The following is a 26,424-nucleotide window of genomic DNA, read 5'->3' as shown; positions in this document are numbered from 1 at the left end:
GGTCGAATATAAATTTTGGTGCCCCACCACTCTTTTGGCGTATCAAACAAAAACCATATTAAATGGTTCGAACCTTTAATCTATTATCGGTAATTAACGAATTGAAGGTCAACTTCCAAATCTGCGCCTTTGAGTAAAGCAATAACATCTTGGAGGTCGTCACGAGACTTGGAAGAGACACGTAGCTCATCTCCCTGAATAGTTGCTTTAACTCCTTTAGCTCCTTCTTCGCGAATGAGCTTAGAAATCTTTTTAGCTTGATCTTGGGCAATACCTTCTTTGATAGAGCACTCGATACGGAACTCTTTACCGGAAGCATAGGGGTCACCGGCATCGAGAGACTTCAAGGAAATGCCACGCTTGACAAGTTTTGACTGGAAAACGTCGAGTACAGCTAGGGCGCGCTCTTCGGAGTTTGCTTTGATGAGGATTTTTTCTCCAGAGAAGTTAATATCGGCGCCTACTCCTCGGAAATCGTAACGCTGTGATACTTCTTTTTGTGCTTGGTTTAAAGCATTGGATACTTCCTGCTTATCGACTTTAGAAACAACGTCAAAAGATGATTCGCTTGCCATAAGAGATACTCCTTAGATATTCGGGGATGCGATTCTAACGCTCTGCGTAAAAGCAGTTAGTAATGGTGCATCAGTTGTTATAGATAACGGTACATGTTTTGCTCTGTTTATGCTGGTGGTGTACCAAAAAAAATTGTTATGAATACGTGACCTAACTGTCAGCTAGTGTTCACCTTGAACAGCGATGATAGAGCTATGACAAAAAATCGTCGTGGTGACACTCTTGCTCAATGTGATGTTTTGAATACTCACAAGGACGTGAGCTCAGATATCTCAGAGCACCATGGTGTCGACCCATCATCTGATGAATCAGTTAAGAGCCTTTCGGCTGTAGAACCTTGTTTCTATGAGTCTCTTGAGACCTTAGGAGAAACTCTCGAAAGCGAGTATCTTGTAGAGCGTTTTGAGGGAGTGAAACAAAACCTTATTCGTGAGATTCGTGGGCAAATGTGTACTGAAGAGCAAGCCTATGCGTATCTAGAGAACTTTGAGATGAGGCTGTTGCAAGAGCAGGAATTGATGTCTCAGACGGTCTAACTCTCGCGCTCAAAACACCAAACTAGAGTAACTTTTGTCACAAAATGCTGTTTTGGTTTTTGTTTTCCTCAAATATCCGGTAGTGTAGTCACGTTCGCTCATGCGAATACCAGTCATTAGAAATAATGATTCTGGCAGATTACCCGAGCGGCCAAAGGGGGCTGACTGTAAATCAGCTGGCACTGCCTACGGGGGTTCGAATCCCTCATCTGCCACAAGCTAAAACCCACCTCGTACGAGGTGGGTTTTCTTGTATCTATATACCGGTATCTCAGCCCATGAGATAAAAACCTGTGCGTACCCCTAATTATCTGCACTATAACCACTCAGATATTCTTTGAGAGTGAAACCGTATTGTGTTAGGTAAACATCTACCGGTAGGGTGACAACTATGGCTACTATAGAAATCAATCAAGAAAACCTCACCGAAAAAGTACAGTCAAGCGACATCATGCTTCTGGACTTTTGGGCAGAATGGTGCGGTCCTTGCCAGCAATTTTCTCCGGTGTTTGAGGAAGCTTCCGAAAAACACCCAGATATTACTTTCGGAAAGATTAACACCGAAGAACAACAAGAACTAGCAGCAGCAGCTAGCATCTCATCCATCCCCACGCTCATGGCATTCCGTGAAGGTGTACTCGTCTTCTCACAGCCTGGCGCACTTAACGCAAAACAACTTGAACAAGTTATTCAGGCTGTACGTGAACTAGACATGGAAGAAGTTCACCAACAAGTCGCTCAACAACAAGAAGCAGAAGAAAACTCCTAAGCTCAAGCCGCACCCATGATACGCGGTGTCTAACCTAAGACACGATAGGGGTGAGTTGTTCCACTATTTTTTAGTGGAACAACTCACCCCTAATCTTTAGTGTTTATTGGGGCGTTATACATGCTAAAACTTCTACAAAAATAGTTATCCTACAATCTGTACATGTTTGCTATATCCTATGAGGCAAGAGCTCACAACACTCTAGAGAGAACAAACACCCTATGACAGCTACAGCAAAGAACTCAGCTTCACCCCCTGCTCAACAACAATCCATACATTCTTTGCTGTCCCCAAAATCTAATTCTCGACTCATTGGAATAAGCCTTGCTCTCATTCTTTTCTCGTTTTACAGTCTGTACTCTTATTTTCAATACCTGCACTATCACACGCCCTCATGGGACTTAGGAATCTTCTCCCAACTAGCTCAAGAATATTCACAATTACATTTTCCGCCCACCGTAGATATCAAGGGTGCAGGCTTTAACCTTTGGGGAGACCACTTTCACCCAATCCTGATGATTCTTGGACCTATCTACGCACTATTTCCCTCTCCAGCAACGCTCCTATACGTACAAAATGCGTTAGTCGCATATTCTGCTTATCTCGTATGCCGTTACGCCCAGCAACTTGTTCCTCCCGCTGGAGCCATCATGCTAACTACCGCTTATGGTCTAAGTTTTGGCGTACAAAATGCGGTATCGGTGCAATTTCACGAAGTTGCCTTTGCCCTGCCATTTCTCTGCGCTTCTCTCGGTCATATTGTCTTGAGTAGAAAGAGTGTGGAACCTGTCACCCATCTCAAACGAGCCTGTTATTGGGCGATGCCATTAGCTTTTGTCAAAGAAGACCTCGGTATAACTGTCGCCATGATTGCTCTCGTCATTGCACTCCGTGCCGGAACCATAACCTGTATACATCAGAGACTTTTTCCCTCAGCAGCTTTGGTACAACCCTTATCACAGCGCCTTCTTGGTGCAGTAGGCGCAATCAACAGTAAAGACGGATCTTTGCATGCCGTACTATTGCTCTTCTGGGGCCTTATCTGGTCTCTATCTGCGGTTCTTATTATTCTTCCTGCCCATAACAACGGGGGAGTATTCGACTACTCAGATAAACTCAACCTGGCTGAGGTACTTTCGGATCCCTTGCAATCTTTTGGTCTTTTGTTCTATCCGTGGCAAAAAACTCTGACTCTAGTGCTATTGCTCTTCTCTGGGGTATTTCTGTGGGTTCTTTCCCCCTTAGCGCTGATTGCTTTGCCCACGATACTCTGGCGTTTTCTCTCACCCCATGAAGGATACTGGGCACCCACCTGGCATTATTCTTTAGTTCTTATGCCCATTGTTTTCATGGCTCTACTCGACGCGCTCTTATACACCCAACGCTTCGCACCGTTACGCTATCTTGGCACTAAAGCACAACACCTCTTTGCGATATCTGCTCAGCGTGCTCAAGAACTGACTCGTATGAGCTTCCTCTGGTTAGCACTTCTTGTCGTCATTGCTTCCTTCCCCTCTCAACCACTATGGAATATCACACGCGAGGGATTCTTATCCTCTTCATTAAGCCTTGATGAACGTGATAAACAGCAAGCACTAGAATCTATTCCAACCCATAGTTCGGTAGCTTCTGACTTATCTCTTTTGACCTATCTTGTGCCTGAGCGCCAAGTTTTTTGGATTGGTGATAAAACACATCACGCACACCCCGAATACGTCGTTATCGACCGTGCTGGGGGAGGGTGGGGAAAATCTGCACCTCAAAATCCTGCACGCTATGCCCACGAACATTTCGGTGGTGACTACCGTGAATATCAGCGTTTTGGCACAATTTATGTGCTCCAGAGAGTTAAACAATAAAGTATTTTTGGTGTCGGTTCTGTCACCCGATTCCCTAAAACTTCGTTTTATGCGGTAAGGTGAACAACGTACATTACCGGTTTCCCATAAACACAGATGCGCGCGCCGACCGACTGAAAACAGGCGCTTAATCAGAAACTGGCTAACAACCAACATGTTGTCAGCCTGAGAGAAACAGCTCGCTTTTATACGCGCAAACCTTTTAAAACACTCCGTACGTTATCTCATGATGAGTTTTCATGGAGTTCACGTTTCCGCTGGAATTATTTTTCACCGCGGAGGATATAAGGTAGCGCCGAATAGTAGATGGCGCACCCAACTACGCGAGCAGGGAGTCCCGGTTACCTGCACCCTAAAAATTGGGTGCAACCGACCCCACTTTGAAGTAGGAAAAATTGACAGAAAATAACTCTGCTGTTAAAGCAGAACTAGAGTTCATCGAGCCCGCACACACCACCGAAAACCTCGTTGAAGAAACTACCGAGAAAAACACCGCAGAAGACGAAGGTATTAAATTTACCGACCTCGGTCTAGACGCACGTGTCTTGGCAGCTCTAGAAAAAGTTGGCTACGAAAAGCCTTCCCCCATCCAAGAACAAACCATTCCTTTGCTCCTTGAAGGACGTGACGTTGTTGGTCTAGCACAGACCGGTACCGGTAAAACTGCGGCTTTCGCTGTCCCAGCGTTGTCCCGCCTTGCAGAACTTGCCGACATCAACGGTGTTTCTAAAGCAACTCAGGTACTTGTTCTTGCCCCCACCCGCGAACTCGCTCTACAGGTTGCTGAATCTTTCACCTCCTACGCCACCCACATGGACGATTTCACCGTTCTGCCCATCTACGGTGGTTCCCCTTATGGTCCTCAGCTTAACGGTCTACGCCGTGGTGCACAGGTCGTTGTTGGCACACCCGGTCGCGTTATCGACCACTTGAAAAAAGGCTCACTAGATCTCTCTGATCTTCAATACCTCGTATTGGACGAAGCAGACGAAATGCTCCGCATGGGATTTGCTGAAGACGTCGAAGAAATCCTTGCCCAGACTCCTAGCTCTAAGCAAGTTGCACTATTTTCTGCAACCATGCCGAAGACTATCCGCAAAATTGCGGACCAGTACCTCAACGATCCTGCCGAAATTCGCGTAAAGTCCAAGACTTCTACTGCTTCTAATATTCGCCAGCGTTTCATTCAGGTTATGCACTCGCACAAGCTTGAAGCAATGACCCGAGTTCTTGAAGTGGGCAACTATGACGGCGTCATCGTGTTCGTTCGTACCAAAAAAGAGACCGAAGAACTCGCCGAAAAACTTAAGGCTCGCGGATACCAAGCTGCTGCTATCAACGGCGACATCCCTCAACAACTCCGTGAACGTACCGTTGATTCTTTGCGTGACGGGCGTGTTGATATTCTTGTGGCAACCGATGTTGCTGCTCGTGGTCTTGACGTAGAACGTATCTCCTTAGTCGTCAACTTCGATATCCCTCACGATACTGAATCATACGTACACCGTATTGGACGTACTGGCCGTGCCGGTCGTGACGGTGAAGCAATCTTGTTCATGACTCCTCGTGAAAAATACATGTTGCGCCAGATTGAAAAGGCAACTCGTCAAAAAGTTGAGCAAATGCACATGCCATCAGTTGATGACGTGAACGAGAATCGTAAGACTCGTTTCGCTCAACAAATTACTGACACCATCGAAACTGAAGACCTCTCACTATTCCGTGAAATCATCACGAAATACGAGAACGAAAACGACGTTGACGCTCTAGAAATTGCAGCTGCTTTAGCTGTTATTGCGCAAGAAGGTCGCCCCTTCTTTGTGGAAGAAATCCCAGAGATGAAGAACCGCCGTCGTGACCGTTTCGACGACGATCGTTCTGAGCGTTCTGACCGCCGTGAACGTCGCCCCCGCGGACCAGAAGCTGGAATGGTTGACTATAAGCTTCAGGTTGGCCATAACAACCGTGTGAACCCCGGTATGATTGTTGGCGCTTTGACCAACGAAGGTGGCATCAAAGGCTCACAGATTGGTTCTATCGACATCCGTAAGAACTTCACTGTTGTTGGCTTGCCCGAAGACCTTCCTCGCGATTTCTTCGACCGTCTCAAAGACACCCAGATTAACGGTGAATACGTTAATATCTCTAAAGACCGCGGACCACGTAGTGGCGGTGGACGCTTTGGTGGAGGAAACCGTGAAGGCGGCGGATACAACCGCCGTGACCGCGGTGGCGACCGTGGTGGTTATGGTGACCGTAACCGTTCAGACCGTGGCGGATACAACCGCCGTGACCGTGATTCTGGTTCTAAACGCTTTGGCGATGACCGTGGTTTTAGAAAAAACCGTGGTCAAGGTAAAAAATATTAAGAGTAGTGGCGCAGAACACCTCAATATAGTGTGAAAATATTTGCGCCTTTCTTGGTGAGTACGGTAATGTATTCCCTGTTGCCCCGATAGCTCAGTGGTAGAGCGCCATCTTGGTAAGATGGAGGTCCCGGGATCGATTCCCGGTCGGGGCTCTGTATGAGTCTTGATATGAGGCACATACTTGGCGGTGTAGCTCAGCTGGTTAGAGCGCACGACTCATAATCGTGAGGTCGACGGATCGAGCCCGTCCACCGCTACTTCGCCCCGATAGCTCAGTGGTAGAGCGCCATCTTGGTAAGATGGAGGTCCCGGGATCGATTCCCGGTCGGGGCTCAGCAAAAAGCTCATTCAGAGAACATCTGGATGAGCTTTTTTAGTAGCTCCTACGGTGTAGCACACAATGCTCTCGCCGTAGGAGCTTTCTTTGCTATCGTTCCATACAACATTTCATCATGATGGGTTATAACCGTGCATACCTCTCACCCCGTACGAAACTTATCAACAATCTTTATCGCTGCACTGATGCTCTTTTCTATGTTCTTCGGTGCAGGAAACCTCATCTTCCCGCCAGCCCTTGGCGCCGAAGCCGGAGAAAACTTTATTCCCGCACTCATTGGTTTTCTTCTGACAGGAGTTGCTCTACCCGTACTAGGTATCCTCGCTATCGCTATCTCCGGACGCGATATACACGACCTCGCCAACCGCGGCGGCGTAATTTTCGGTGTTCTTTTCCCCGTACTGGTATATCTTTCTATCGGAGCGTTCTACGCCCTCCCACGTACCGCTGTGGTTAGTTTTTCCACTGCCGTCGTACCCATCTTCGGTATTGATTCTTTACCGGCAGCTGCACTTTTTAGCGCACTCTTCTTTGGCGTCAGCTTTGCCCTATGCTTACACACTGGAACTATTGTTGATGCTCTTGGTAAAGTGCTAACCCCGCTACTTCTACTATTGCTTGCTGTACTCGTCATCTTAGGTATTTCAACCTTTAGTGGCGACACACCAGCTCCTACCGAAAAATACGGTGAACACCCCTTGAGCATTGGCTTTATTTCTGGGTATCTCACCATGGACTCTCTTGCAGCGTTAGCATTTGGCATCATCGTGGTATCGTCCTTGCAACATAAAGGCATCCCTCAAGGGCGAGCGCTCACCCGTGGTGTGAGTATCGCTGGCATCATTGCTGGTGTTCTTCTCGCAATCGTTTATGCTGGTCTAGCGATTATTGGTGCGCATATTCCTCAAGGGCGTTCTTTTGAAGACGGTGCACAACTTCTCTCATATGCTGCAGAGCAGACCATGGGAAGCTGGGGTGCTAGCATATTTGGGCTCATCGTCCTTTTGGCATGTTTGACTACTGCTGTTGGTCTTTTAGGCGCAACAAGCGAATTCTTCGCTAAATTAGTACCCGCTATTTCTTACCGTGTATGGCTAGTAATTTTCTCTCTGATTGCTTTTGCCCTATCAACCTTGGGACTGAGCGCAGTACTGATGGTTGCTGCTCCGATTATTGGGGTTCTGTATCCTGCCGCTATCACTTTGATTTTCTTGACTCTTATCGAACCCTTCACCGGTAAGAATCTTTATTGGACGTTCCGTGGTGCATTGGGCGTAGCAGTAGCTTTTGCCAGCTTATCGGCATTGAACACCTTAGGGTGGGGCTCTGCAATAATTGCGCCACTCATTAGCTGGTCTCCTGGTTTCTCTCAAGAGCTAGGTTGGGCTGTACCGACTCTCATTGCCGCAGTCATTGGCTTTGTTCTTGATATCCGTTCACCTCGTACCCTGAAGAAAGCTACGGTACATGGTGCATAAACGATAACCATGTCTTTGTGTAGATAATAAAGAGGTGCTTTGTGATACCTAGTATCACAAAGCACCTCTTTGGTATATCAGGGGGATTTTACCCTTCAGAGAGAGTTTGTACCGGTTCAACACGAGATGCCTTAAACGCGGGGTATAACCCTGCTAAAACACCAACAAGCAAACCGCTGAGCAACCCGATACCGATAGTTTCTGCACCGATAATAGGTGTCCACTGGTTGATGAGGCACACAACGGCAATGATATTGACGGCTAAAACAATGCCCGCAATTGTTCCAATGACACTGACCATGATGCTTTCGGCGGCTATCTGAAGAAGAATACCGCGAGGGTCTGTACCAATAGCAAGCCGTAACCCGATTTCTTTACGGCGTTCAATGACAGCTACAAGAAAAGTATTCATAATGCCAATAGCACCAATGCTAAGCGTCACTAACGACATTGCGATGAGGAGGTTCTTCTGTTGTGTATCTACTGCGTTTCGAAGAGTTTTCGGCTCAGGTGGTAAGACCGCGGTAAATTTTCCTGGGCGGTCTGGAGAAATTGTATATACGGCTTCTTGCCCTACCTGATTTGTTGCACCCGGGTCTGTCGCGAGAATAATCTTCAGCGGTTCTGTACTGATACTGCCAGCATCTTTTAATGTGAGTTTTGAACCTAATGGAACATAGATGGAAGCATAGGTTTCAGATAGTGAAGGATTCTCTGAAACGACGCCAATAATGCTGATAGGAACACCCTTAACGTAAAGATATAAACCTTCTGACCACGTGATGTTGAGCCTTTGTAATAAACCTTCCCCGACAACAGCAACCTGATCGGCTCTTTGGCTATGGCCTTGGTCGAAAAGTCGACCTGCAATAAGGTTTTGTCCTTGTGCAACAAAGACGCTGCTTGTTGCACGATATACAGAGGCGTCAACGGGCGTTGTTCCCTGAAAATAGTTCGCCTGTCCCAACACAGGGGCAGACGTCACGATAGCCCCCGATACTACTTGCTTCATTAACGCAACGTTTTTAACTCCGTGAAGATTTTTGAGGTTCTTATAGGGTGCAGATTGCTCTAACTCAAGAATTTGCTCTCGAGACATCGGAGTTTTTGAAGTCTCCTCTAACGTGACGCGCTGAGCAAGAAACACATCGAATGCGTCCGAAAGCTGCCCCGAGATAGTTGCTGTAAGCCCCACCGTCAAAACTAATGAAGCAATACCTAAAGCTACTGCAAACATCGTAAAAAGGTTGCGCCTCATGCGATGTATCGACGCGTCAAAAGCTTCTTTGATACTCGCAACAAACCACCGTGGACGGTTCATTTCTATCGCGTGCACCGGTACAACAGAAGAATCTTTGACTCGTTGAGCAGTATTGGCAGAAGGACGATAACGAGTATCCTCGACCAGCCTGCCTGATTCAACACGTAAACAGCGGTCACATTCTCGCGCAACATCGCTATCGTGTGTGACCACAATGGTCGTTTGCTCTTCGCCTGTGACCTCTCGTAGTAATGCGATAACTTCTTGGGTTCGTTCCGCATCTAAAGAGCCTGTGGGCTCATCACATAAAAGAACCTTTGGCTCTGTCACCAGTGCTCTAGCAATGGCAACACGTTGTTTTTCGCCACCAGAGAGGGTATTAATTTTTGCGTAAAGACGGTGCGATAACCCAAGCCGTTCAATAATGGCTTTCACTCGTTCTGCACGTTCTTGCGGTGGTACACCTTGGTATATCAGTGGTAGTTCAACATTTTTAAAGACATTTTTATGGTCAATGAGGTGAAATGCCTGAAAGACAAACGCAATTTTATGCAGCCTAAGGAGCGCTCGCTCTTTGGCGTTAAGGGCTGAGGTATCTTCTTCATCTAGAACATAGGTTCCTTCATCGGGAGTTGATAGTAACCCGAGGATGTTCAATAGGGTGCTTTTACCAGAGCCAGAAGGCCCAAGGATGGCAATCACCTCACCATAATTGAGGGTGAGATTGAGCTGTTCAAGGACGGTGATGTGCTCTTCGCCTTGAACGAATCCTTTGGAGAGATTCTCAGCGATGACGCTATGTTCTTGAGTCGTCATAGAATCTATGCACCTACCGGTATTTTGACGTGTTCTCCGGGGGCGAGCTCGTGTCCTTGGGCAGTAATTGCGCTTTTACCTTCTGCCGAGAAAATGACCTGAACAGGGATTTCTTCTTCAGAATCCCCTTTGACGAGAGTGATTTTATCGGTTCCATTTCGGTTGAAGATTGCTGAGGTTGGTACAACGAGCTGGTCTTCTGGCGCTTCTTGTAGGACGAGCACTCCTCGAACGGTTCCTTCGTTGGCGGAGAGTTCTTCGGGGATATTGAGAACAAGCTTTTTCTTCTCTTGAGGTGCGTTGATGACTGGTGGCGCACCTTCATTGTGGGGGAGTGCTTGTTCTGGTGCGTTATCGGTATTTTGCTGTTGGGTGGGGGTGGTGAGTCGGGCTGTGTATTCGGTGTTAGAGAATGCGGGGAAAAGAATTTTCTGCCCGTCTTGTGCTTCGGGGGTGAGTTCTCCTGATGGGCCGGTGCACAGGAGTTCTTTGGTGCCAGCAGCAATACGTGCTAGTGGCTCGGTTTGAGCGTCTCCGGTGCTTCGTGGTGCGCTAATGACGGTGGATGGTTCGCTCAGGACAATAAAACCTGAGACAGGGATAGTGTCTTCGGTACTTAACGGTGGGTACCCAAAACCTGCGTAGAGGGCGTTGAGAGCACGGTACGTTTCGGCGGTGATAGTGGCACCTTGATTTCCCATCAAGCCGAGCTCTTGGAGGTTGTTGTTGAGTAGTTCGGCATCGGGACCAGAGTCTTCAAGATGTAGGTCTCGGTAGAGGGAGAATCCTCCAATGAGTGCAATTACAGGGGAGCCGTTGATATCTGCTAGGTGTGATCCTTGACGGAGTACCTCATCTTGGACGATATCAATATTGGTGTATTGTCCGTTGGGAGCGATATTACGGGGTTGTAGATTTGTTGTGCCACTGTACCCAGGTGTGCAGATGACGTCAGTAACGGTGCGTAGGCGTTCTTTAGTGACTTCTGCTGTAACGGTTGATGGTGGTGGGGCAGCTGCTTCTGCTGCTTTTTGGGCGGTTGTTTTAAAGCTCATAGCAAGAATGAGCGAACCGATGGTGACAGCGCAGAGAATCACTACGAGGAGAATGACCCAAAGCTTGGATTTTTTGGTAGCCGTCATGAGATGTCTTTCTGCTCAGGGGCGCAACGTGTAGGGAAGGGGCACAACACGATATGAGTTGGGGTTTCACTTGTCGTCGTGAAACCCCAACCTGAATATCTATTGTTTATGGTGTTTGCTGAATGATTTTGGGTGCGTTTTCTTCAGCAGTTTTCTTTGCTTGGGCGATATTTTCAATCAAAGCTGGTTTATCGTTGAGCAAAGTCGTGTAATAGGCGTTAGATAGTGTTGCCATTTTTTGATCGTAGCCGGTTTTTTCACGGCATTGTGCATCTTGTACGGCTGATTCAACGGATGAATCATGTTTTCTGGCTTCAAGCGTATTAGGGACGTCTTGATGAAAATCTTCTTTCATGCACTGTGACCACTCTTGTTCAATTGTTTTTACTTGAGGGTCTTTCCAGATTGCTTGGCGGTACGGCTCTACGATGGCCAGCGGACCTCCCACAAAAATAACACCGGCTTCAGGTGTGCCAAAAACTTCTTGATAGCTTTGGGCAAGACAACTGTCTTTAGCGATAGCACCACCTATGCCTTCTACGCTAACACTACCGTTCATGGGGTTTCCCATGATAAATTCTTGGGCTTGAGGATCGTCTTGATAGGTGAGAGATTTTTCAATTTCCCCGTCTCCATTACCGTAACCGTACTGACGCGCATGTTCGAGAGAAAGCGGCGAAAAAGTTTCTTTTTGAACGTTATAGGTGAGGAGTGGAACCTCTACGATATGTGCCCCATGCTGAGCGACACACTGAATCAACGCCTTTTGCTGCGCCTTATGCATTGTTTCGGTCACAGAGAACAACTGATTAATTTTCTCCATCGCCTGCGGGTCAGGATTTTGCGCTGGTTTAATATCTGCCGGTGCAACCTGCGAAGAATGGGACTGCTCTTGGGATTCACCAGAACAACCTGCTAAAGCAAGAAGCGGAATAACCACTGTAGAAGATAAAACCCGCATGAAAAAAGTACGCTGCACGGACATGGAATATTCCTTTATATCTTTATTGTCTCAGCCCTGAAATAACACTCAATGGAATTACCTCACAGGTAAAGCACTACAACCTTTATCTATTCTGTGCTCCAGATTACCCACACTGTTCATCTGTAACAAGCAGACTCTCAATAAAACTTGAGATTTCCAAAACAATATCAATAAGGGAATAACCAGCACCTTCACACCGACAGCACATCACAAAAACAAAGCAAGAATAGGTCATCTTCACCTCAAAGCTATAGACTAAGACCATGCCCAACACCCAAAAAATTAACCCCGAAATCCTCGGAAAAACATACACCAACAACACCCCCTACACCGTTGGAAAAGAACACATCCGAGAATTTGCGCACGCAACACAAGCACAATCACCCCTACACCACGACACCAAAACCGCACAAAAAGCCGGCTATCGTGACATTATTGCACCACCAACCTACGCCATCATCTTGGCACAACAAGCAGATAGCCTACTCATCCAAGACCCAGAATCAGGCATAGACTTCAGCAGAGTCGTCCACGCCGACCAACGATTCACCCACCACCAACCCATCACCGCCGGAGATAACATCATCACCTCCGTGCACGTAGAAAACCTCCGCATGATCGGCACTAGCGCAATGCTCACCACACGTGAAGAACTACACACCACCGATGGCGAACTACTGAGCACCTGCACCACCTCACTACTCATTCGAGGAGAATAACCATGAAACCAACCTTCAACACCCTCGAAAAAGGCGAGAACATCGGCAACACAAGCTTTTCTATTAGCCGAGCCGACCTCATCAAATACGCCGGAGCATCAGGAGACTACAACCCCATCCACTGGAACGAACGGTTCGCACAATCCGTAGGACTACCAGGAGTCATCGCCCACGGAATGTACACCATGGGGCTAGCCATCAACCTCGTCAGCGAATGGGCAACCGACCCCGGTGCCATCATCGACTACCAATGCCGTTTCAGCAAACCCGTCATCGTTCCCGACGCACCAGCACAACAAAACCCCCAAGAACCCACCGCAACCGTGCACGTTTCAGGAAAAATTGCGGAACTCTACCCCGACACACAACAAACACGAATAGACCTCACCGTCACCACCACAGACGAAAACGGCAAAGAACAAAAAGTTCTCCTCAAAGCACAAGCCATCGTACAACTCTAAAAACAAACAACTTCACACTACTGGTCGAAAGGGCATCCGGTTGGTTTCAACCCCTCTGAGCAGAAAAGACATCAACACCTGGTACCGAGCTATTCTGGCAATATTCTTTGCCAGCGGACTAGCATTATCGGGGCTGCTAGCACGCCTACCCGACATCGCTCACGGGCTAGACCTCTCTGCCGGACCCATGGGACTACTCCTCCTCGCCCAAACACTCGGCTCATTCCTCGCCGTCACCGTCTCCGGAGTACTCGTCTCACGCTTTGGCGCAAGACGCTGCCTCAGCCTCAGCTACCTCATCTCCACCTGCGGTCTAGCAGGAGTCGGCATCGCCGTACACCACAGCAACATCCCCCTCGCCGTCATCTGCCTTAGCACCATAGGACTAGGCAGCGCCGTCTCAAACGTCTCAGCCAACGTTCAAGGCGTCGCTGTCGAAAGAGCATTAGGACGGTTCGTCACCTCCACCATGCACGGCTTCTTCTCCATCGGAACCGTCGTCGGAGCACTCCTGAGCGCCCTCGACACCCAACTTGGCATACCATTCCTCTGGCACAGCATCTACTTCGCCTGCCTCATCGCCATCATCGTCGCATACTCCATCTACCAATGCCACAGCGAACACTACGGAGCAGAAGACACCCACACCATGCAACAAGTCTCCTCCTACCGTGTACGAGACGCATGGCGCGACAAACACACCATCTTCATCGGACTATTCGTCCTCGGCATGGCGCTCGCCGAAGGCTCCGCCAACGACTGGGCAGCACTAGCCCTCACCCAAGAATATGGGGCAGGCGCCACGACCGGCTCCATCGGCTACGCCGTATTCGTTGGAGCCATGACCTTTGGACGGCTGAGCGGAACATGGTTCCTTAACCGTTACGGCAGAGTCCCCGTCATACGCGCCACCTGCACCTTAGCCCTATGCGGGCTGAGCATCTTCATCCTCGCACCCAACATTCTCATCGGATTCTTCGGGCTACTCATCTGGGGTATCGGCGTCTCACTTGGATTCCCCACCGGCATGTCAGCCGCCTCAGACGACCCTCACAAATCAGCGGTGCGCGTCTCAGTCGTATCAACCATTGGATACGCCGCCTTCCTCGGCGGACCACCACTACTTGGACTACTCGGAGAACACTTCGGTATCCGCCAAGGACTCTCCATCGTTCTCGGCTTCATCCTCCTCTCCATGTTCCTCACCAAACACCTCAGACCACCAGAAAAAACCACACAACACCGCCCCATATACACCGAATCTTTGCCCATAATAACTTCGATACAGGTTCATTCAGAACAGAATGAACAACCGCCACGCACGCTAGACTAGAGAACGTGAATGAAATGTTGTTGAAAGAAATAACCACCGCAGAAGTTGGCGGACCCGCAAAAACCTATATTCGAGCATCCTCCGAAGCAGACATCATCAACGCGCTCAAAGATGTACAGCAACGCTCAGATGCTCTTCTAATTATCGGTGGAGGCTCAAATATCCTCGTCTCAGACGAAGGATTCAACGGAACAGTACTCCATATCGTCTCCGAAGGCATAGAAATCCTTGACGCTGATAGCAACGAAACAGCCGTCACCGTCCGTGTACAAGCTGGACACTCTTGGGACGGATTCGTAGAACACGCAGTGAACGAAGGCTGGTCTGGGGTAGAAGCGCTCTCTGGTATCCCCGGAACCGTTGGCGCAACCCCCGTACAAAACGTTGGCGCCTACGGCTCTGAAGTAGCGCACACCATCACACAGGTACGCGTATGGGATAGAAACACCAACGAAATCATCACTTTCAGCAACGAAGAACTTTGCTTCTCCTACCGAGACTCACTCCTGAAACAACACATGTCTAACGGGCTCTCCCGCTATGTTGTGCTCAGCGTCGTCTTCACCCTCGAAAAACGAGCAGAATCTGCCCCCATCCGATACGCAGAACTAGCCCGACAACTCGGAGTTAATGCAGGAGACCGAGCAGAACTACAAGACGTACGAGAAAAAGTGCTGATGCTACGCGCATCAAAAGGAATGGTGCTGAACCCACAAGACCGAGACACCTATTCCACCGGCTCCTTCTTTACCAACCCCATTATCGACAGCACCCAGCTTGAACATCTTCCACAAGACGCACCCCAATACCCCGTCTACGATGCACAAGGAAACCTCATCGACGGCAAAACCAAACTCAGCGCGGCATGGTTGATTGAACACGCCGGATTCTCCAAAGGTTTTGGGCTAGATGCCGAACAACACGATATCTGCGGTGCTAGAGCATCACTGTCAACAAAACACACTCTGGCCATCACTAACCGCGGAAACGCGCAATGCCAAGACATCCTAGCCATTGCTCGTACCGTACGTGAGGGCGTAACCCAAAAATTTGGTGTCCATTTAGTACCAGAACCCGTCATGGTCGGCGTAACGCTAGACTAACTCACCAGCATTTATCGGAAACTCACCAGCTTTTTAGGATATAAATAGTTTTTACACTCCTAACGATGAGCGTTTGATAAAAGTGGGAAGGCCTAAAAACAATGTCTTTAGACCAAGAAATTAATGAGAGTCAAGATAGCAAAATCCACCAAAAACTAGCGAAGCTACGAAACTTTATGAGCAAACACCCGCTACTTTTGGTCATACACCGTTTCATCGTTATCACGGTAGGGCTCCTCTGCATTCTCGCCGGAATCGTCATGCTCGTAACGCCCGGCCCAGGATGGCTCTTCATCTTCCTCGGCATGGGGTTATGGGGCACCGAATTTGCGTGGGCACACCGACTCAACCTCTGGGCTAAAGCAAAAGTTCTCGGCATCTGGCGCCGTTTTAAAGCGCGAGCTGAAGAACGTCGCCAACGAAAAAACCAAATATAAAACCTACACACCATAAAAATACGCGGTATGTGACGAACTCTCTCAGAACAGTCAAATACCGCGTATTTTTATCAAGAAGCAACACCCGCCACAACAACATGAGCAAGGCGAACAAAAAACCCTCTTATAGCTTTCCCGTCACAATATTGAGCATACGACGTACCGGCTCAGCAGCACCCCACAATAATTGGTCACCTACCGTAAAAGCACTCAAATACTCTGGCCCCATCGACATCTTCCGCAAACGTCCAACCGGAATCTCCAAAGAACCAGAAGCAGCAACCGGAGTCAACTCACGCATAGAATCCTCACGAGTATTCGGAACAACCTTAGACCACGGATTATCCTCATCAATCAAACGCTCAATCTCAGCCAACGGGATATCCTCCGTAAGTTTGAGCGTCAAAGCCTGAGAATGAGAACGCATCGTCGCAATACGCACACACAAACCATCCATCAAAACACGCTCATCATCGGAAAGCCCCAGAATCTTCTGCGTCTCAACTTCAGCTTTCCACTCTTCACGAGACTGCCCCTGACCCAAATCGCTATCAATCCACGGAATCAACGAACCTGCCAACGGCACACCAAATTGTTCAGTATCTAGCTGACCAGAACGCTGCTTTGCAAGAACCTGACGGTCAATATCCAAAATGGCTGCGGCAGGGTCGTCAAGATCCGCACTGACCTCAGCAGACACATCACGGAACTGTTTGAGAACCTCACGCATATGGCGGGCACCGCCACCAGAAGCTGCCTGATAAGTCATCGAACTAGCCCACTGAACAAGACCGTTCTTGAACAAACCGCCAAGACCCATCAACAAACAGGAAACAGTACAGTTACCGCCCACAAAATCTTTAACACCCGATTCAAGGGCACGGTCAATCACATGACGGTTCACCGGATCAAGAACAATCACTGAATCATCGTTCATACGTAAAGTGGACGCTGCATCAATCCAGATACCGTCCCACCCGCGTTCGCGCAACTGGGGATGTACTCGTGACGTATAGTCGCCACCTTGAGTGGTGAGAATGACACGATGACGCGCTAAATCCTCAATATCATACGCATCATGAAGAACATCGTTGGATTCTGCCCCTTTAAACGAAGGAGCTGGTTGACCTGCCTGAGAGGTGGAATAGAAGACGGGAGTAATACCTGAAAAATCGTCTTCTTCTTCCATACGTTTCATCAGCACAGACCCAACCATGCCACGATATCCAACAAAAGCTACTGAGTCACCGGTCGTAAAATTCATAGGGACAGTCTACCGCGCCTGAAGGAACAGAACCGAACCTACGGTTCATATATTGGTCAGAACACCCCGCATTATGAACGAATAAGACGCTCAATGACACAACGAACAGGGCTGTTCTTCTCACCGGCGCGCGGGCTAATCCACCCCTGCTCACTGACGAAAGAAGTGACCCTCTCAACCGAAGCAAAAGATTGTTCATCAATGATGGGAGCGAACACATCAGCGTCTTCTACCGCAACATCAAAGGTGGTGCGAAGAATCTGCTCAACAGCACCAGAACGTACTACCGGTAAATCGGTACGGTGAAGCGCCTGCTCAAATAATTGTGCACCGCCGATAAGCCAAATATTCTGCGCTGTATCATCGTCTTCTGAAATAGCCTGACAGGGGACACCGACGTCAAACTTTTCTGGAGTAGCAGCACCTTCAAGAGCCTGCTCTAAAGAACCCACCCACAACGCACCATCACGCTCAACCGGAGCACTAATAGAACGAGAAACAACAATATTAAAACGGTTCGGCAGCGGACGGAACGCCTCGGGGAAAGACTCCCACGTCTTACGACCCATCACCACAGCTGACCCTGTTGTACATTGCCGGAAGAAACGCAAATCTTCGGACACATGCCACGGCATAGTGCCCTCACGTCCCATCGCTCGGTTTGCTGCCTGAGCCCAAATAGCGTGAAGAACAAAACTACTCATAACGGGTATTCCTTAGCCAGAATAACCTGACGCCTAAACGGCGATAGGCGCTTTAATGGTTGGATGCGGGTCATAACCTACAAGCTCAAAATCTTCGTACTCGTAGGTTTCTAACGTAGCATCACGAATCTCTAAAGTGGGGTAGGGGCGAGCCTCTCGCGAAAGTTGCTCTCTCACCTGTTCAAAGTGGTTGGAATAAATATGGCAATCTCCACCACTCCAAATAAACTCACCAGGAACCATTCCCACTTCTTTAGCAATAATATGCGTCAAAAGTGCATAGGAGGCAATATTGAACGGCACACCAAGGAACATATCAGCAGAACGCTGATACAACTGGCAGCTTAACTCATCAACACCATCTGGACGGTGAGTAACATAAAACTGAAAGAGAGCGTGACAAGGAGGCAACGCCATCTGGTCTACTTCTGCAGGGTTCCACGCCGAAACAATATGACGGCGAGAATCCGGAAAATTCTTTAACGACTCAATAACTTGCGCAATCTGATCGACACTATGCCCGTCAGGAGTTGGCCAGCTACGCCATTGCACACCATACACGGGGCCTAAATCACCGTTCTCATCTGCCCATTCATCCCAGATGGTGACACCGCGCTCTTGTAACCAACGTACGTTAGAATCTCCGCGCAAAAACCATAGAAGCTCTAAAACAATCGACTTAAAATGAACACGTTTTGTGGTGATGAGGGGAAAAGACTCCCTCAAATCAAAACGCATCTGCCGACCAAAAACTGAGCGTGTACCCGTACCGGTACGGTCTGCTTTATCTTGTCCCTGCTCCATAATCTCGGCTAATAAATCTTCATAAGGGGTAGGAACAGGCTGTGCAGATGACATATCTTCACAGGATGTAGGAATGGATGAGTTAGACGCTGGAGCAGAAGAGAACATAGGAAAATCTGGTAGACAACAATAAAACTAGATACCAGTTATCTTAGCCTACGCAAAATAAGAATAACCTCTCTCCTAGAAAAAGAGAGAGGTTAACAACACACCTAATATGGTGAGCTGATTAGTCGTCAAAAGAACGAATACGCTCCCACGATACAATACGCGTAGGACGTAACTTACTGATATGAAGCACCAACAACTCACCTAACTCTAAACGTGGGTCACGAGAAGGAAAATTTTTGGCTATAGACTGAGGAACACTCTTCGCAAAAACCTCAACAACCGTCGGCAAAACAGGACGATGAGTACACAAAGCCACCGGATATTCTTTATCAAAAAGAGATTCCACAAAACGCACAACACGTTTAGGGTGACGATGATGAGAATCCTCCGTCAAAGAAGACTTCTCTTTAATAGTGATACCCGTATTTTTAGTGTATGCAGCCACTGTTTGCATACAGCGTTTCCACGGTGAAGAATAAATTTTTTGAGGAGCCCAAGCTTGTAAAAGTCGGCATACCGATAATGCTTGACGTTTACCAGTTGCCGCTAACGGGCGTTCCCCCTCGGCAGCAGTCCACGTTGAACGTGGCTTAGCTTTTGCATGACGAATCACCACAAGAGAACGAGTTGCAAGATCTTTTTGCTCCCAAAGACGAACTAACGCTTCAAGAGGTTCTTGATCTGTTTCGTTGGTTAGCATGGTAAACGCCTGTTCTGGCGTGACCCAGCGCAATTCATCTACCTCACCCATATCGGCGTGAGGTTTTGTGGCAGCAGATACTTCCGCCGCCCAATAGTAAACATGTTTTGTTTTACGTTTAACAGGATATTCGGTGCGGGCCAGAGGCACCCCAAGCGTAACGTCTAACCCCACCTCTTCACGGACTTCACGGATAGCAGTTTCAGCAATTGTTTCGCCACTATCTTGTTTGCCTTTAGGCCACGACCAATCATCATAGCGAGGGCGGTGGATGATGAGAGTCTCTAAACGCTCATGCTTATAACGCCAGACGATACATCCTGCTGCCGTAACAGGTACTTCGTTATCGCTAACACGTGTCACCGAATAATCGTCATCACAACGATGAGCAGAATACACCGACTCTTTTGCCATAGCGGAGGGGCCTTACCTGTGTGTGAACAAAGAATGTCTTGTGGAAGAAAACCTTCCACAAGACATTCTAAAGAACCGAAGCGCACAAATGATAATCCGCTTACGACTCAAACTCTAAAAAGTTATTATTTTCTCTGTCGACGCTCTCGAGATTCCAAATAATAGGATTGAACATCTGTTAGCGGATTGCCATCCTGATCCAGATAATGACGTTTCCACGTACCTTGGCTATCAAGGTGCCAGCTTGAGGTGCTATCTGAAACATAGAGGTCAAACATATCCAATAGATATTGTTGGTGGGCCTCATTCTTGATAGGGACTAACGCTTCTACACGACGGTCAAGGTTGCGGTGCATCATATCTGCAGAACCGATAAAAATTTTCGGTTCTGAACCATTAGCAAAGGTAAACACACGAGAATGTTCTAAGAAACGTCCCAAAATGGAACGCACCTGAATGTTCTCTGATAAGCCCAGAACTCCAGGACGTAAAGAACAAATGCCACGGACAACAACATTGACCTTAACACCGGCTTGAGAGGCGCGATAGAGAGAGTCAATAATTGCTTCATCCACCATGGAATTACATTTAATCTGAATCTTTGCTTCTCGACCAGCAAGCTGATGTTCAATCTCACGGTTAATATGCTCAATCAGCCCAGAACGAATAGAATGTGGCGCCACAAGCAACGACGTATAACTCGTTTTGGGAGCATATCCTGAGAGCTGATTGAATAGACGTGAGACATCTTCTGTAATTTGTTCATCACAGGTAAGCAGACCCAAATCCTCATAGAACCGTGCAGTAGAGGGATGATAATTACCCGTACCGATATGGCAGTAACGACGGAGCTTGTCGCCTTCTTTACGAACAACCAGCGAAAGTTTACAGTGCGTCTTAAGACCCACAATGCCATACACCACATGGACACCAGCACGTTCTAGCTTACGAGCCCATTTAATATTGGCTTCTTCATCAAAACGTGCCTTAATTTCGACAAGAGCAAGTACCTGTTTACCGGCTTCAGCAGCTTCAATCAGCGCATCCACAATCGGAGAATCTCCAGAAGTGCGGTACAACGTCTGCTTAATGGCCATAACATTCGGGTCTGCAGCTGCCTGTTCCAAAAATGCTTGAACACTCGTTGCAAAAGAATCATAAGGATGGTGGAGCAGCACATCATGTGAACGTGTTGCCGCAAAAACTTTTGCAGCTTTTGAGGTTTCGTTCTCATTGAGCCATCGTGAAGTGTGAGCAACATGCTTAGGGTAATGCAAGGCTGGACGATTAGCTTTAACAATGGGGCTCATACCACGCAAATCTAAAGGCGCTGGTAGCTTATACACTTCAGATTCTTCGATGCGTAGCTCAGAGATGAGCAAAGATAGCGTATAGGGGGTGATAGTGTCTTCAACCTCTAAACGTACCGGAGGGCCGAAACGACGACGGAGCAACTCTTTTTCGAGAGCTTTGAGCAGGTTTTCTGCATCATCTTCTTCAACCTCTAAATCTTCGTTACGGGTTACACGGAACGCATGCTGTTCAACAATTTCCATACCAGGGAAGAGATAATCCAAGTTATGAGAGATAACTTCTTCAAGGGAGATAAAACGTGCTTCACGTGAAGGAGAGTTCAGTGCACGAGACCCATCTAAAGAGATCATACGATCAATTTGATCGGGAACTTTCAGGCGCGCAAAGAGGGATTTACCGCTTTGCGGACTACGTATAACCACCGCAAGATTCAACGATAGCCCCGAAATATAGGGGAAGGGGTGTGCTGGGTCTACAGCCAACGGAGTAAGAATAGGAAATACCTCAGATAAGAAGTATTGGGTGAGGCGTTTTTGCTCTTCTTTGGTGATGTCTGACCAGCGAACAAGATAAATATTCTCTTGTGCCAGCGCAGGGAGAATTTCTTGATGGAAACAACGGTGCTGACGTTCCATCAGCTGATGGGCAGAGTCTGCAATCTGTTCCATTTGCGCGTCTGCCGATAGGCCAGCAGGGGTGGGAACAGCAATACCTGTTGCAATACGTCGACGTAAGCCTGCTACGCGCACCATAAAGAATTCATCGAGGTTTGACCCAACGATGGATAAGAAGTTGAGACGCTCAAGCAAATATAAATCGGGGTCTTCTGCCAGCTCTAAAACACGAGTATTAAAATCTAGCCAGCTTGTTTCTCGATCTAAGAAACGTTCTGGGCCGAAGTTTCCTTGAACATCTGGAAGCACAAGTTTCTCTACCGCCTCAATGCGGTCTCCTTGAGTTTTTGCACGTTCGATTTTGCTAATATCTGTGACGATATGCTGAGAATTCTCCTCAACATCTATCGGGCGCTGACGCTGAACTTTTTCGGCCATGATGTTCCTTTCAACGGTAGAACAACGGGTATATGTAAGTTTTATAAAAATGAGCTCAGGTGTTTAGTGTGCTGTTATGGCATACATAATGTCGGTAGAAAGAGACTCAAAACCTATCTGACGGTAAAGATTCCACGCGGCATGGTTTTCTTCATCGACATATAAAATAATTCGGTTCAAAGACGAGCCGTCTTTGAGTCGTACTTGTGCCAGATAGTTCATCCCCTCAAATAAGAGTGCCTTACCAAGATTTTTTCCTTGATGTTCAGGGGATATCGCAAGAACATAGACTTCGCCTTCTCGAAGCTTTTGATGTTCTTGTCCTGCCGGTATTTTGGTCCAATGAAAACCTGCAAGCTGTGGTGTCTGTTTTTGGCCATCTTCTAGGGGCTGTATGGTTTCAAGAAGTAAGAAACCCTCAGCGTTAAACCAATCAGCGTGGAGCCTTTGAGCTAAGTCTTCTGCGGTAAGTGATCCTTGCTCTGGGTGTTGTGCGAAGGCCTGAGCGTTAAGCTCTAGCCACTGCTGGTTATCAGTACCTGGAATAAACGGACGCACCGTGTATTCTGCTGAAATAGGGTTGTGTTGAACTAATTCTGATAGTTGCTGACGAGAGCTTGGTGTGAGCTCAAATTCAAGCTGGTGTAGACGTCGTACCGGCTCGAGGCCATGACGTTGCGCTAAATGCGTAGAACGTTCAATGAGCTGTTGGCCCTGTTCTGCACGAACCTGATGCGCCCACGCTACGAGAGTATAGTGCGGGTAATCTGCGTCGATACGTTCAAAGAGCTTTTGTGTGAGCGCCGAACCAAGACCTTGCCCCCGATATTGTGGGTGCACACCCCCCTCTATAAGAAGTTGTGTACCTTCAATGTTTAACGCAAGAAACACCCCTATGAGGGTCGTGCCCTCATACATGCTGACCCCCACCATGGGCGATGATTCTTGCCCTGAGCTATGGCAGATTCTATCGACCAGAAGAAGAGATTGCTCTGAGAACGGGCACGTCCCTTCTACGCTGAGTAAAGATTGGGCAAAATCGTGTATTGACCGTGAGAGAGCAACAGTGCAGGTATTAAACTCTTGCACTTCGCGATAAGACATGACAACGTCACCGGATTCGTTACGTATAGATATAGAGGACAAATAACTATCCTCTTAACTCTACCGCGAGTGATGGTTTATGAAGCGAACAAGACGCCATAATGAGATGAGAAGATCCCCTAAAATCTCGTTAAACAACCAGTGAACAGGGCATAACCTACGATTCTCAACGGTTTAGGAACGTGGAGCGTTAAAACTATATCCAACATTGCGCACAGTCGAAATGAGGTGCTCATGCTCAATCCCTAATTTTGAGCGTAAACGACGGATATGCACATCTACTGTACGAGTGCCACCAAAATAATCGTATCCCCACACTTCTGATAGCAACTGACTACGAGTAAAAACTCTTCCCGTATGTTGTGCCAAGAACTTGAGCAGCTCAAACTCTTTATAGGTAAGGTTCAAAGGAGTCCCGTGCAAACGGGCAGTATACGATGCCTCATCGATAGTGACAGAACCGCTTCGTATCACGGTTGAGTCTTCGACTTCTTGCTCTATATGAGCGGTGACAAGACGCAAACGTGCTTCTAACTCTGCAGGCCCTGCAGAATCAAGAATAATATCATCGACCATCCACGTGTTAGACACTGCCGCCATACCGCCTTCGGTTAGCACCATGACAACAGGAACACTTAAACCGGCAGCCTTGAGAAGCTGAGCCGTATTGCGAGCTGTTACAAGCGCCTCTCTGGCATCAATAAACACCACATCAGTATTTTCGGTATCAATCTGCGCTACAGAAAGATTTAACGGTGCCTGTTCACATCGGTGACTCAACAAATCTAAAGCTGGTAACACCTGAACAGGAGAAGGAGAGAGATCCGAAAGTAAAAGAATATGAAGCATCTTTCGTTATCTCTCCTTGATACATCGGACGGTGTTGAGTTCGTACTCTACAAAAACAATATGTAGACCATCATATAAAACTTATATTGAACTGAACACGACGTGAACCGAATATGGATACACCTCTTAAGAAAAACACTAGGTAGAGTAGTTCCTAAGAAGACATTGCAGAAAGCACTTGAGAAGATATCGACGGTCAGCGAGAATATAGGCATATATGGCTAAAACACCCCACCGTACAAACGGTTACATCTACCGAAACTTCATCCCACAACTTAGAAAACACCGTGATCAGGTGATGTATTCAGGGCGCATCGGCGCTATCGGAAGAACAACATCTTCACGGTATCGGCTTGTAGCTCTCTGCGCATTTTTCTCTCTTCTATGCTTTATTGTCACTTCTTTTTTTAGCCCCACCTTGACTGCTGGATTCGGTTTTTTGGTAGTGGCTCTTATTGCGGGAGGATGGCCTGCGGCAACCGGCGTGGCTGAACTACGTCGAGTCAGAAGAATCTACTCTCATTCCGTAATTATTCTGCTCAGCGGGTTATGCGCGGTCACTATGACTCTCACCATCCACACGCAACAACAGCGACTCTACCTCCTACCTGCCATTGCAGCGTTAGGCGTCGTTGCAAGCTTCCTAATTGAGCTTTCTCGAGGAGAAGGCGCTCGCGGCAGATTAGAGTCGGTGATAGCGTGCTCTACCGGCGTTCTCGCTTCTGTTTCCGTTGCCGGATGGGTAGGGCTGGCTAATGTGTATCAGAGCACTCATTCTCCGTTGCCGATGATGGTGGCGGGGACTATCGTCTGCGTATTAACAGCGTTAGTTGGTGCGCGTCTTGTCTCTGCTGGGCCTCAAGAAGGGCCTCGACGAGGGGCCGTAACATTGGGTGTTACACCGGTAGCCTTTGTGGGAGTCATCAGCTATGTTATCGCGATTATGCTCACATCTATGATAGGGTGAAGCCCATGAACGTTGCACTAGAAATTTTCTTTCTTTGCCTATTAGCTTTATCGGGGGCATGCATCTTCGGAAGCATGTTTGCTGTTGTTCGAGGGCTTTTTAAAGGGCAAAAATAATATTTTCCAATCGTCGACTCTATGAGAGGTGTTGACGCTCACTGTAGAGCGTTGACACCTCTTTTTTATTGCGTTCTTCTGAACACCAGAAAATATAAGTTTTTTGTTGATGTAGCTGTAGTATCGCGCAAAATTATGATGGCTTATAGACTAGAACCATGCCTATTGAAATTCCCAGTAATTTAACCCCCGAACTTGTTCCACTCTCATGGCTTCTTGGCACGTGGGAAGGTACCGGAACCTTATGGTACGACGAAGAAAACGGAACACCATTTGGGCAAATCATGACATTTACACAAGATGGTTTACCCTTCGTTGAATACCGTGCAGAGTCCTTCCTCCTTGACGATGACGGAAATAAACTGCGCCCGCTCACAGTAGAGACTGGTTTCTGGCAGATTGACAGAACCCAATGCGATGCAGATGTTGGCCCAGGACTTAAACCTGCTGACATCGTACCTGCCTACCCTGACGCCGAATCAGTTGAAAAACTACGTAACGGTGATGACGGGTTTAACATTCTTGCTGCTATCACTCACCCCGGCGGTATTAGTGAAAACTATGTAGGGCTCATTAAAGGCCCTGTTATTCGTATGCAAACCGGAAACCTCATGCGCGATGAAATCTCTAAAGAATACGCTGGTTCAGTGCGTCTTTGGGGTCTGGTGAATGGAAACCTCATGTGGGATTGGGAAATTGCTGATCAAGAGGGAAAACTCCATAAACATGCTTCAGCAGAACTACGCAAAACAGGTTCCATGAGCGGTCTGGACCTTGGCGGACATGTCTTTAACACCGAAGCTGAAACTTCCGAAGACTCTTCGAAAGATACCGAGAACTAGAA

General features: G+C 47.8%; 23 protein-coding genes and 4 tRNA genes. 16 read left to right on the top strand and 11 right to left on the bottom strand.

Annotated elements, in window-relative coordinates:
• Positions 1-83 precede the first annotated feature (83 nt).
• On the bottom strand, positions 84-575 hold the full coding sequence (locus tag ACN081_RS04665) for a YajQ family cyclic di-GMP-binding protein (protein WP_419100924.1): 492 nt from the start codon (positions 573-575) through the stop codon (positions 84-86).
• Positions 576-770: 195 nt separating this feature from the next.
• Between ACN081_RS04665 and ACN081_RS04660 the strand changes: the two genes are divergently transcribed.
• The 9 genes from ACN081_RS04660 to brnQ all read left to right on the top strand — a co-directional run bounded on the left by ACN081_RS04660 (position 771) and on the right by brnQ (position 7,924).
• Positions 771-1,112, top strand: coding sequence for a hypothetical protein (locus tag ACN081_RS04660; protein WP_419107079.1), 342 nt, complete (start codon positions 771-773; stop codon positions 1,110-1,112).
• 133 nt (positions 1,113-1,245) lie between these two features.
• Positions 1,246-1,327 (top strand) — tRNA-Tyr (locus ACN081_RS04655).
• A gap of 176 nt (positions 1,328-1,503) precedes the next feature.
• The gene (gene trxA, locus ACN081_RS04650; protein WP_419100922.1) at positions 1,504-1,881 is read left to right on the top strand and encodes a thioredoxin; all 378 of its coding nucleotides are present in this window, start codon (positions 1,504-1,506) and stop codon (positions 1,879-1,881) included.
• A 221-nt stretch (positions 1,882-2,102) separates the two neighbouring features.
• Positions 2,103-3,740 carry a DUF2079 domain-containing protein gene (locus tag ACN081_RS04645; protein ID WP_419107078.1) on the top strand — a complete coding sequence of 546 codons (1,638 nt, stop codon included), beginning with the start codon at positions 2,103-2,105 and terminating at the stop codon, positions 3,738-3,740.
• 437 nt (positions 3,741-4,177) lie between these two features.
• Positions 4,178-6,109, top strand: coding sequence for a DEAD/DEAH box helicase (locus ACN081_RS04640; RefSeq protein WP_419104053.1), 1,932 nt, complete (start codon positions 4,178-4,180; stop codon positions 6,107-6,109).
• A gap of 80 nt (positions 6,110-6,189) precedes the next feature.
• Positions 6,190-6,261 (top strand) — tRNA-Thr (locus tag ACN081_RS04635).
• 31 nt (positions 6,262-6,292) lie between these two features.
• Positions 6,293-6,366 (top strand) — tRNA-Met (locus ACN081_RS04630).
• A 4-nt stretch (positions 6,367-6,370) separates the two neighbouring features.
• Positions 6,371-6,442, top strand: a tRNA-Thr gene (locus ACN081_RS04625).
• Positions 6,443-6,577: 135 nt separating this feature from the next.
• Entirely contained in the window at positions 6,578-7,924 is a 1,347-nt protein-coding gene (gene brnQ / locus ACN081_RS04620; RefSeq protein WP_419107077.1) for a branched-chain amino acid transport system II carrier protein, read from the top strand.
• 88 nt (positions 7,925-8,012) lie between these two features.
• Here brnQ and ACN081_RS04615 read toward each other — a convergent pair whose 3' ends face one another.
• From ACN081_RS04615 to ACN081_RS04605, 3 genes are all read right to left on the bottom strand, one after another.
• Positions 8,013-10,001, bottom strand: coding sequence for an ATP-binding cassette domain-containing protein (locus ACN081_RS04615; protein ID WP_419107076.1), 1,989 nt, complete (start codon positions 9,999-10,001; stop codon positions 8,013-8,015).
• 5 nt (positions 10,002-10,006) lie between these two features.
• Positions 10,007-11,143 (bottom strand): secretion protein HlyD, encoded by a 1,137-nt coding sequence (locus tag ACN081_RS04610; RefSeq protein WP_419107075.1) that lies wholly within the window; start codon positions 11,141-11,143, stop codon positions 10,007-10,009.
• Between the two features lie 106 nt (positions 11,144-11,249).
• On the bottom strand, positions 11,250-12,128 hold the full coding sequence (locus ACN081_RS04605; protein WP_419107074.1) for a hypothetical protein: 879 nt from the start codon (positions 12,126-12,128) through the stop codon (positions 11,250-11,252).
• 263 nt (positions 12,129-12,391) lie between these two features.
• On the opposite strand from ACN081_RS04605, the gene ACN081_RS04600 reads away from it, so the two are divergent.
• The 5 genes from ACN081_RS04600 (at position 12,392) to ACN081_RS04580 (ending at position 16,181) form a co-directional block, all read left to right on the top strand.
• A complete protein-coding gene (locus tag ACN081_RS04600) occupies positions 12,392-12,847 on the top strand; it encodes an FAS1-like dehydratase domain-containing protein (RefSeq protein WP_419100915.1) in 456 nt (151 codons plus the stop codon).
• Between the two features lie 2 nt (positions 12,848-12,849).
• Positions 12,850-13,308 (top strand): MaoC family dehydratase, encoded by a 459-nt coding sequence (locus ACN081_RS04595; protein ID WP_419107073.1) that lies wholly within the window; start codon positions 12,850-12,852, stop codon positions 13,306-13,308.
• Positions 13,309-13,348: 40 nt separating this feature from the next.
• The gene (locus ACN081_RS04590) at positions 13,349-14,641 is read left to right on the top strand and encodes an MFS transporter (RefSeq protein ID WP_419102957.1); all 1,293 of its coding nucleotides are present in this window, start codon (positions 13,349-13,351) and stop codon (positions 14,639-14,641) included.
• Between the two features lie 5 nt (positions 14,642-14,646).
• Positions 14,647-15,744, top strand: a complete 1,098-nt coding sequence (locus ACN081_RS04585; RefSeq protein WP_419107072.1) for a UDP-N-acetylmuramate dehydrogenase — start codon at positions 14,647-14,649, stop codon at positions 15,742-15,744.
• 101 nt (positions 15,745-15,845) lie between these two features.
• Positions 15,846-16,181, top strand: a complete 336-nt coding sequence (locus ACN081_RS04580) for a TIGR02611 family protein (RefSeq protein WP_419102955.1) — start codon at positions 15,846-15,848, stop codon at positions 16,179-16,181.
• Positions 16,182-16,305: 124 nt separating this feature from the next.
• On the opposite strand, the gene asd is transcribed toward ACN081_RS04580, so the two are convergent.
• The 7 genes from asd to ACN081_RS04545 form a co-directional block, all read right to left on the bottom strand.
• A complete protein-coding gene (gene asd, locus ACN081_RS04575) occupies positions 16,306-17,445 on the bottom strand; it encodes an aspartate-semialdehyde dehydrogenase (protein ID WP_419102954.1) in 1,140 nt (379 codons plus the stop codon).
• 71 nt (positions 17,446-17,516) lie between these two features.
• A complete protein-coding gene (locus ACN081_RS04570) occupies positions 17,517-18,149 on the bottom strand; it encodes a dihydrofolate reductase (RefSeq protein WP_419102953.1) in 633 nt (210 codons plus the stop codon).
• Positions 18,150-18,182: 33 nt separating this feature from the next.
• Entirely contained in the window at positions 18,183-19,007 is an 825-nt protein-coding gene (locus ACN081_RS04565; RefSeq protein ID WP_419102952.1) for a thymidylate synthase, read from the bottom strand.
• Between the two features lie 175 nt (positions 19,008-19,182).
• A complete protein-coding gene (locus ACN081_RS04560; RefSeq protein ID WP_419102951.1) occupies positions 19,183-20,178 on the bottom strand; it encodes an NUDIX hydrolase in 996 nt (331 codons plus the stop codon).
• A gap of 125 nt (positions 20,179-20,303) precedes the next feature.
• Entirely contained in the window at positions 20,304-22,544 is a 2,241-nt protein-coding gene (locus tag ACN081_RS04555; RefSeq protein WP_419102950.1) for an RNA degradosome polyphosphate kinase, read from the bottom strand.
• A gap of 63 nt (positions 22,545-22,607) precedes the next feature.
• Entirely contained in the window at positions 22,608-23,690 is a 1,083-nt protein-coding gene (gene mshD, locus ACN081_RS04550; protein ID WP_419107071.1) for a mycothiol synthase, read from the bottom strand.
• A gap of 132 nt (positions 23,691-23,822) precedes the next feature.
• Positions 23,823-24,497: a winged helix-turn-helix transcriptional regulator gene (locus ACN081_RS04545; protein ID WP_419100904.1), complete on the bottom strand. Its 675-nt coding sequence runs from the start codon at positions 24,495-24,497 to the stop codon at positions 23,823-23,825.
• A gap of 217 nt (positions 24,498-24,714) precedes the next feature.
• Between ACN081_RS04545 and ACN081_RS04540 the strand changes: the two genes are divergently transcribed.
• Together ACN081_RS04540 and ACN081_RS04535 are read left to right on the top strand one after the other, a co-directional pair.
• Complete coding sequence (locus ACN081_RS04540) at positions 24,715-25,464, top strand: hypothetical protein (protein ID WP_419102948.1); 750 nt, start codon at positions 24,715-24,717, stop codon at positions 25,462-25,464.
• A gap of 274 nt (positions 25,465-25,738) precedes the next feature.
• Entirely contained in the window at positions 25,739-26,422 is a 684-nt protein-coding gene (locus ACN081_RS04535; RefSeq protein WP_419102947.1) for an FABP family protein, read from the top strand.
• Positions 26,423-26,424 lie beyond the last annotated feature (2 nt).

This window comes from Rothia sp. P13129, assembly GCF_048512865.1.
Classification (GTDB): domain Bacteria; phylum Actinomycetota; class Actinomycetes; order Actinomycetales; family Micrococcaceae; genus Rothia.
Note: the sequence above shows the minus strand (reverse complement) of the source record. Positions and strands in the feature narration are given on the sequence as shown.

Coding starts and splice junctions, on each gene's coding strand:
- ACN081_RS04665 (WP_419100924.1), bottom strand. CDS start 575: ATGGCAAGCGAATCATCTTTTGACGTTGTTTCTAAAGTCGATAAGCAG.
- ACN081_RS04660 (WP_419107079.1), top strand. CDS start 771: ATGACAAAAAATCGTCGTGGTGACACTCTTGCTCAATGTGATGTTTTG.
- trxA (WP_419100922.1), top strand. CDS start 1,504: ATGGCTACTATAGAAATCAATCAAGAAAACCTCACCGAAAAAGTACAG.
- ACN081_RS04645 (WP_419107078.1), top strand. CDS start 2,103: ATGACAGCTACAGCAAAGAACTCAGCTTCACCCCCTGCTCAACAACAA.
- ACN081_RS04615 (WP_419107076.1), bottom strand. CDS start 10,001: ATGACGACTCAAGAACATAGCGTCATCGCTGAGAATCTCTCCAAAGGA.
- ACN081_RS04610 (WP_419107075.1), bottom strand. CDS start 11,143: ATGACGGCTACCAAAAAATCCAAGCTTTGGGTCATTCTCCTCGTAGTG.
- ACN081_RS04605 (WP_419107074.1), bottom strand. CDS start 12,128: ATGTCCGTGCAGCGTACTTTTTTCATGCGGGTTTTATCTTCTACAGTG.
- ACN081_RS04600 (WP_419100915.1), top strand. CDS start 12,392: ATGCCCAACACCCAAAAAATTAACCCCGAAATCCTCGGAAAAACATAC.
- ACN081_RS04595 (WP_419107073.1), top strand. CDS start 12,850: ATGAAACCAACCTTCAACACCCTCGAAAAAGGCGAGAACATCGGCAAC.
- ACN081_RS04580 (WP_419102955.1), top strand. CDS start 15,846: ATGTCTTTAGACCAAGAAATTAATGAGAGTCAAGATAGCAAAATCCAC.
- asd (WP_419102954.1), bottom strand. CDS start 17,445: ATGAATTTTACGACCGGTGACTCAGTAGCTTTTGTTGGATATCGTGGC.
- ACN081_RS04570 (WP_419102953.1), bottom strand. CDS start 18,149: ATGAGTAGTTTTGTTCTTCACGCTATTTGGGCTCAGGCAGCAAACCGA.
- ACN081_RS04565 (WP_419102952.1), bottom strand. CDS start 19,007: ATGTCATCTGCACAGCCTGTTCCTACCCCTTATGAAGATTTATTAGCC.
- ACN081_RS04560 (WP_419102951.1), bottom strand. CDS start 20,178: ATGGCAAAAGAGTCGGTGTATTCTGCTCATCGTTGTGATGACGATTAT.
- ACN081_RS04555 (WP_419102950.1), bottom strand. CDS start 22,544: ATGGCCGAAAAAGTTCAGCGTCAGCGCCCGATAGATGTTGAGGAGAAT.
- ACN081_RS04545 (WP_419100904.1), bottom strand. CDS start 24,497: ATGCTTCATATTCTTTTACTTTCGGATCTCTCTCCTTCTCCTGTTCAG.
- ACN081_RS04540 (WP_419102948.1), top strand. CDS start 24,715: ATGGCTAAAACACCCCACCGTACAAACGGTTACATCTACCGAAACTTC.
- ACN081_RS04535 (WP_419102947.1), top strand. CDS start 25,739: ATGCCTATTGAAATTCCCAGTAATTTAACCCCCGAACTTGTTCCACTC.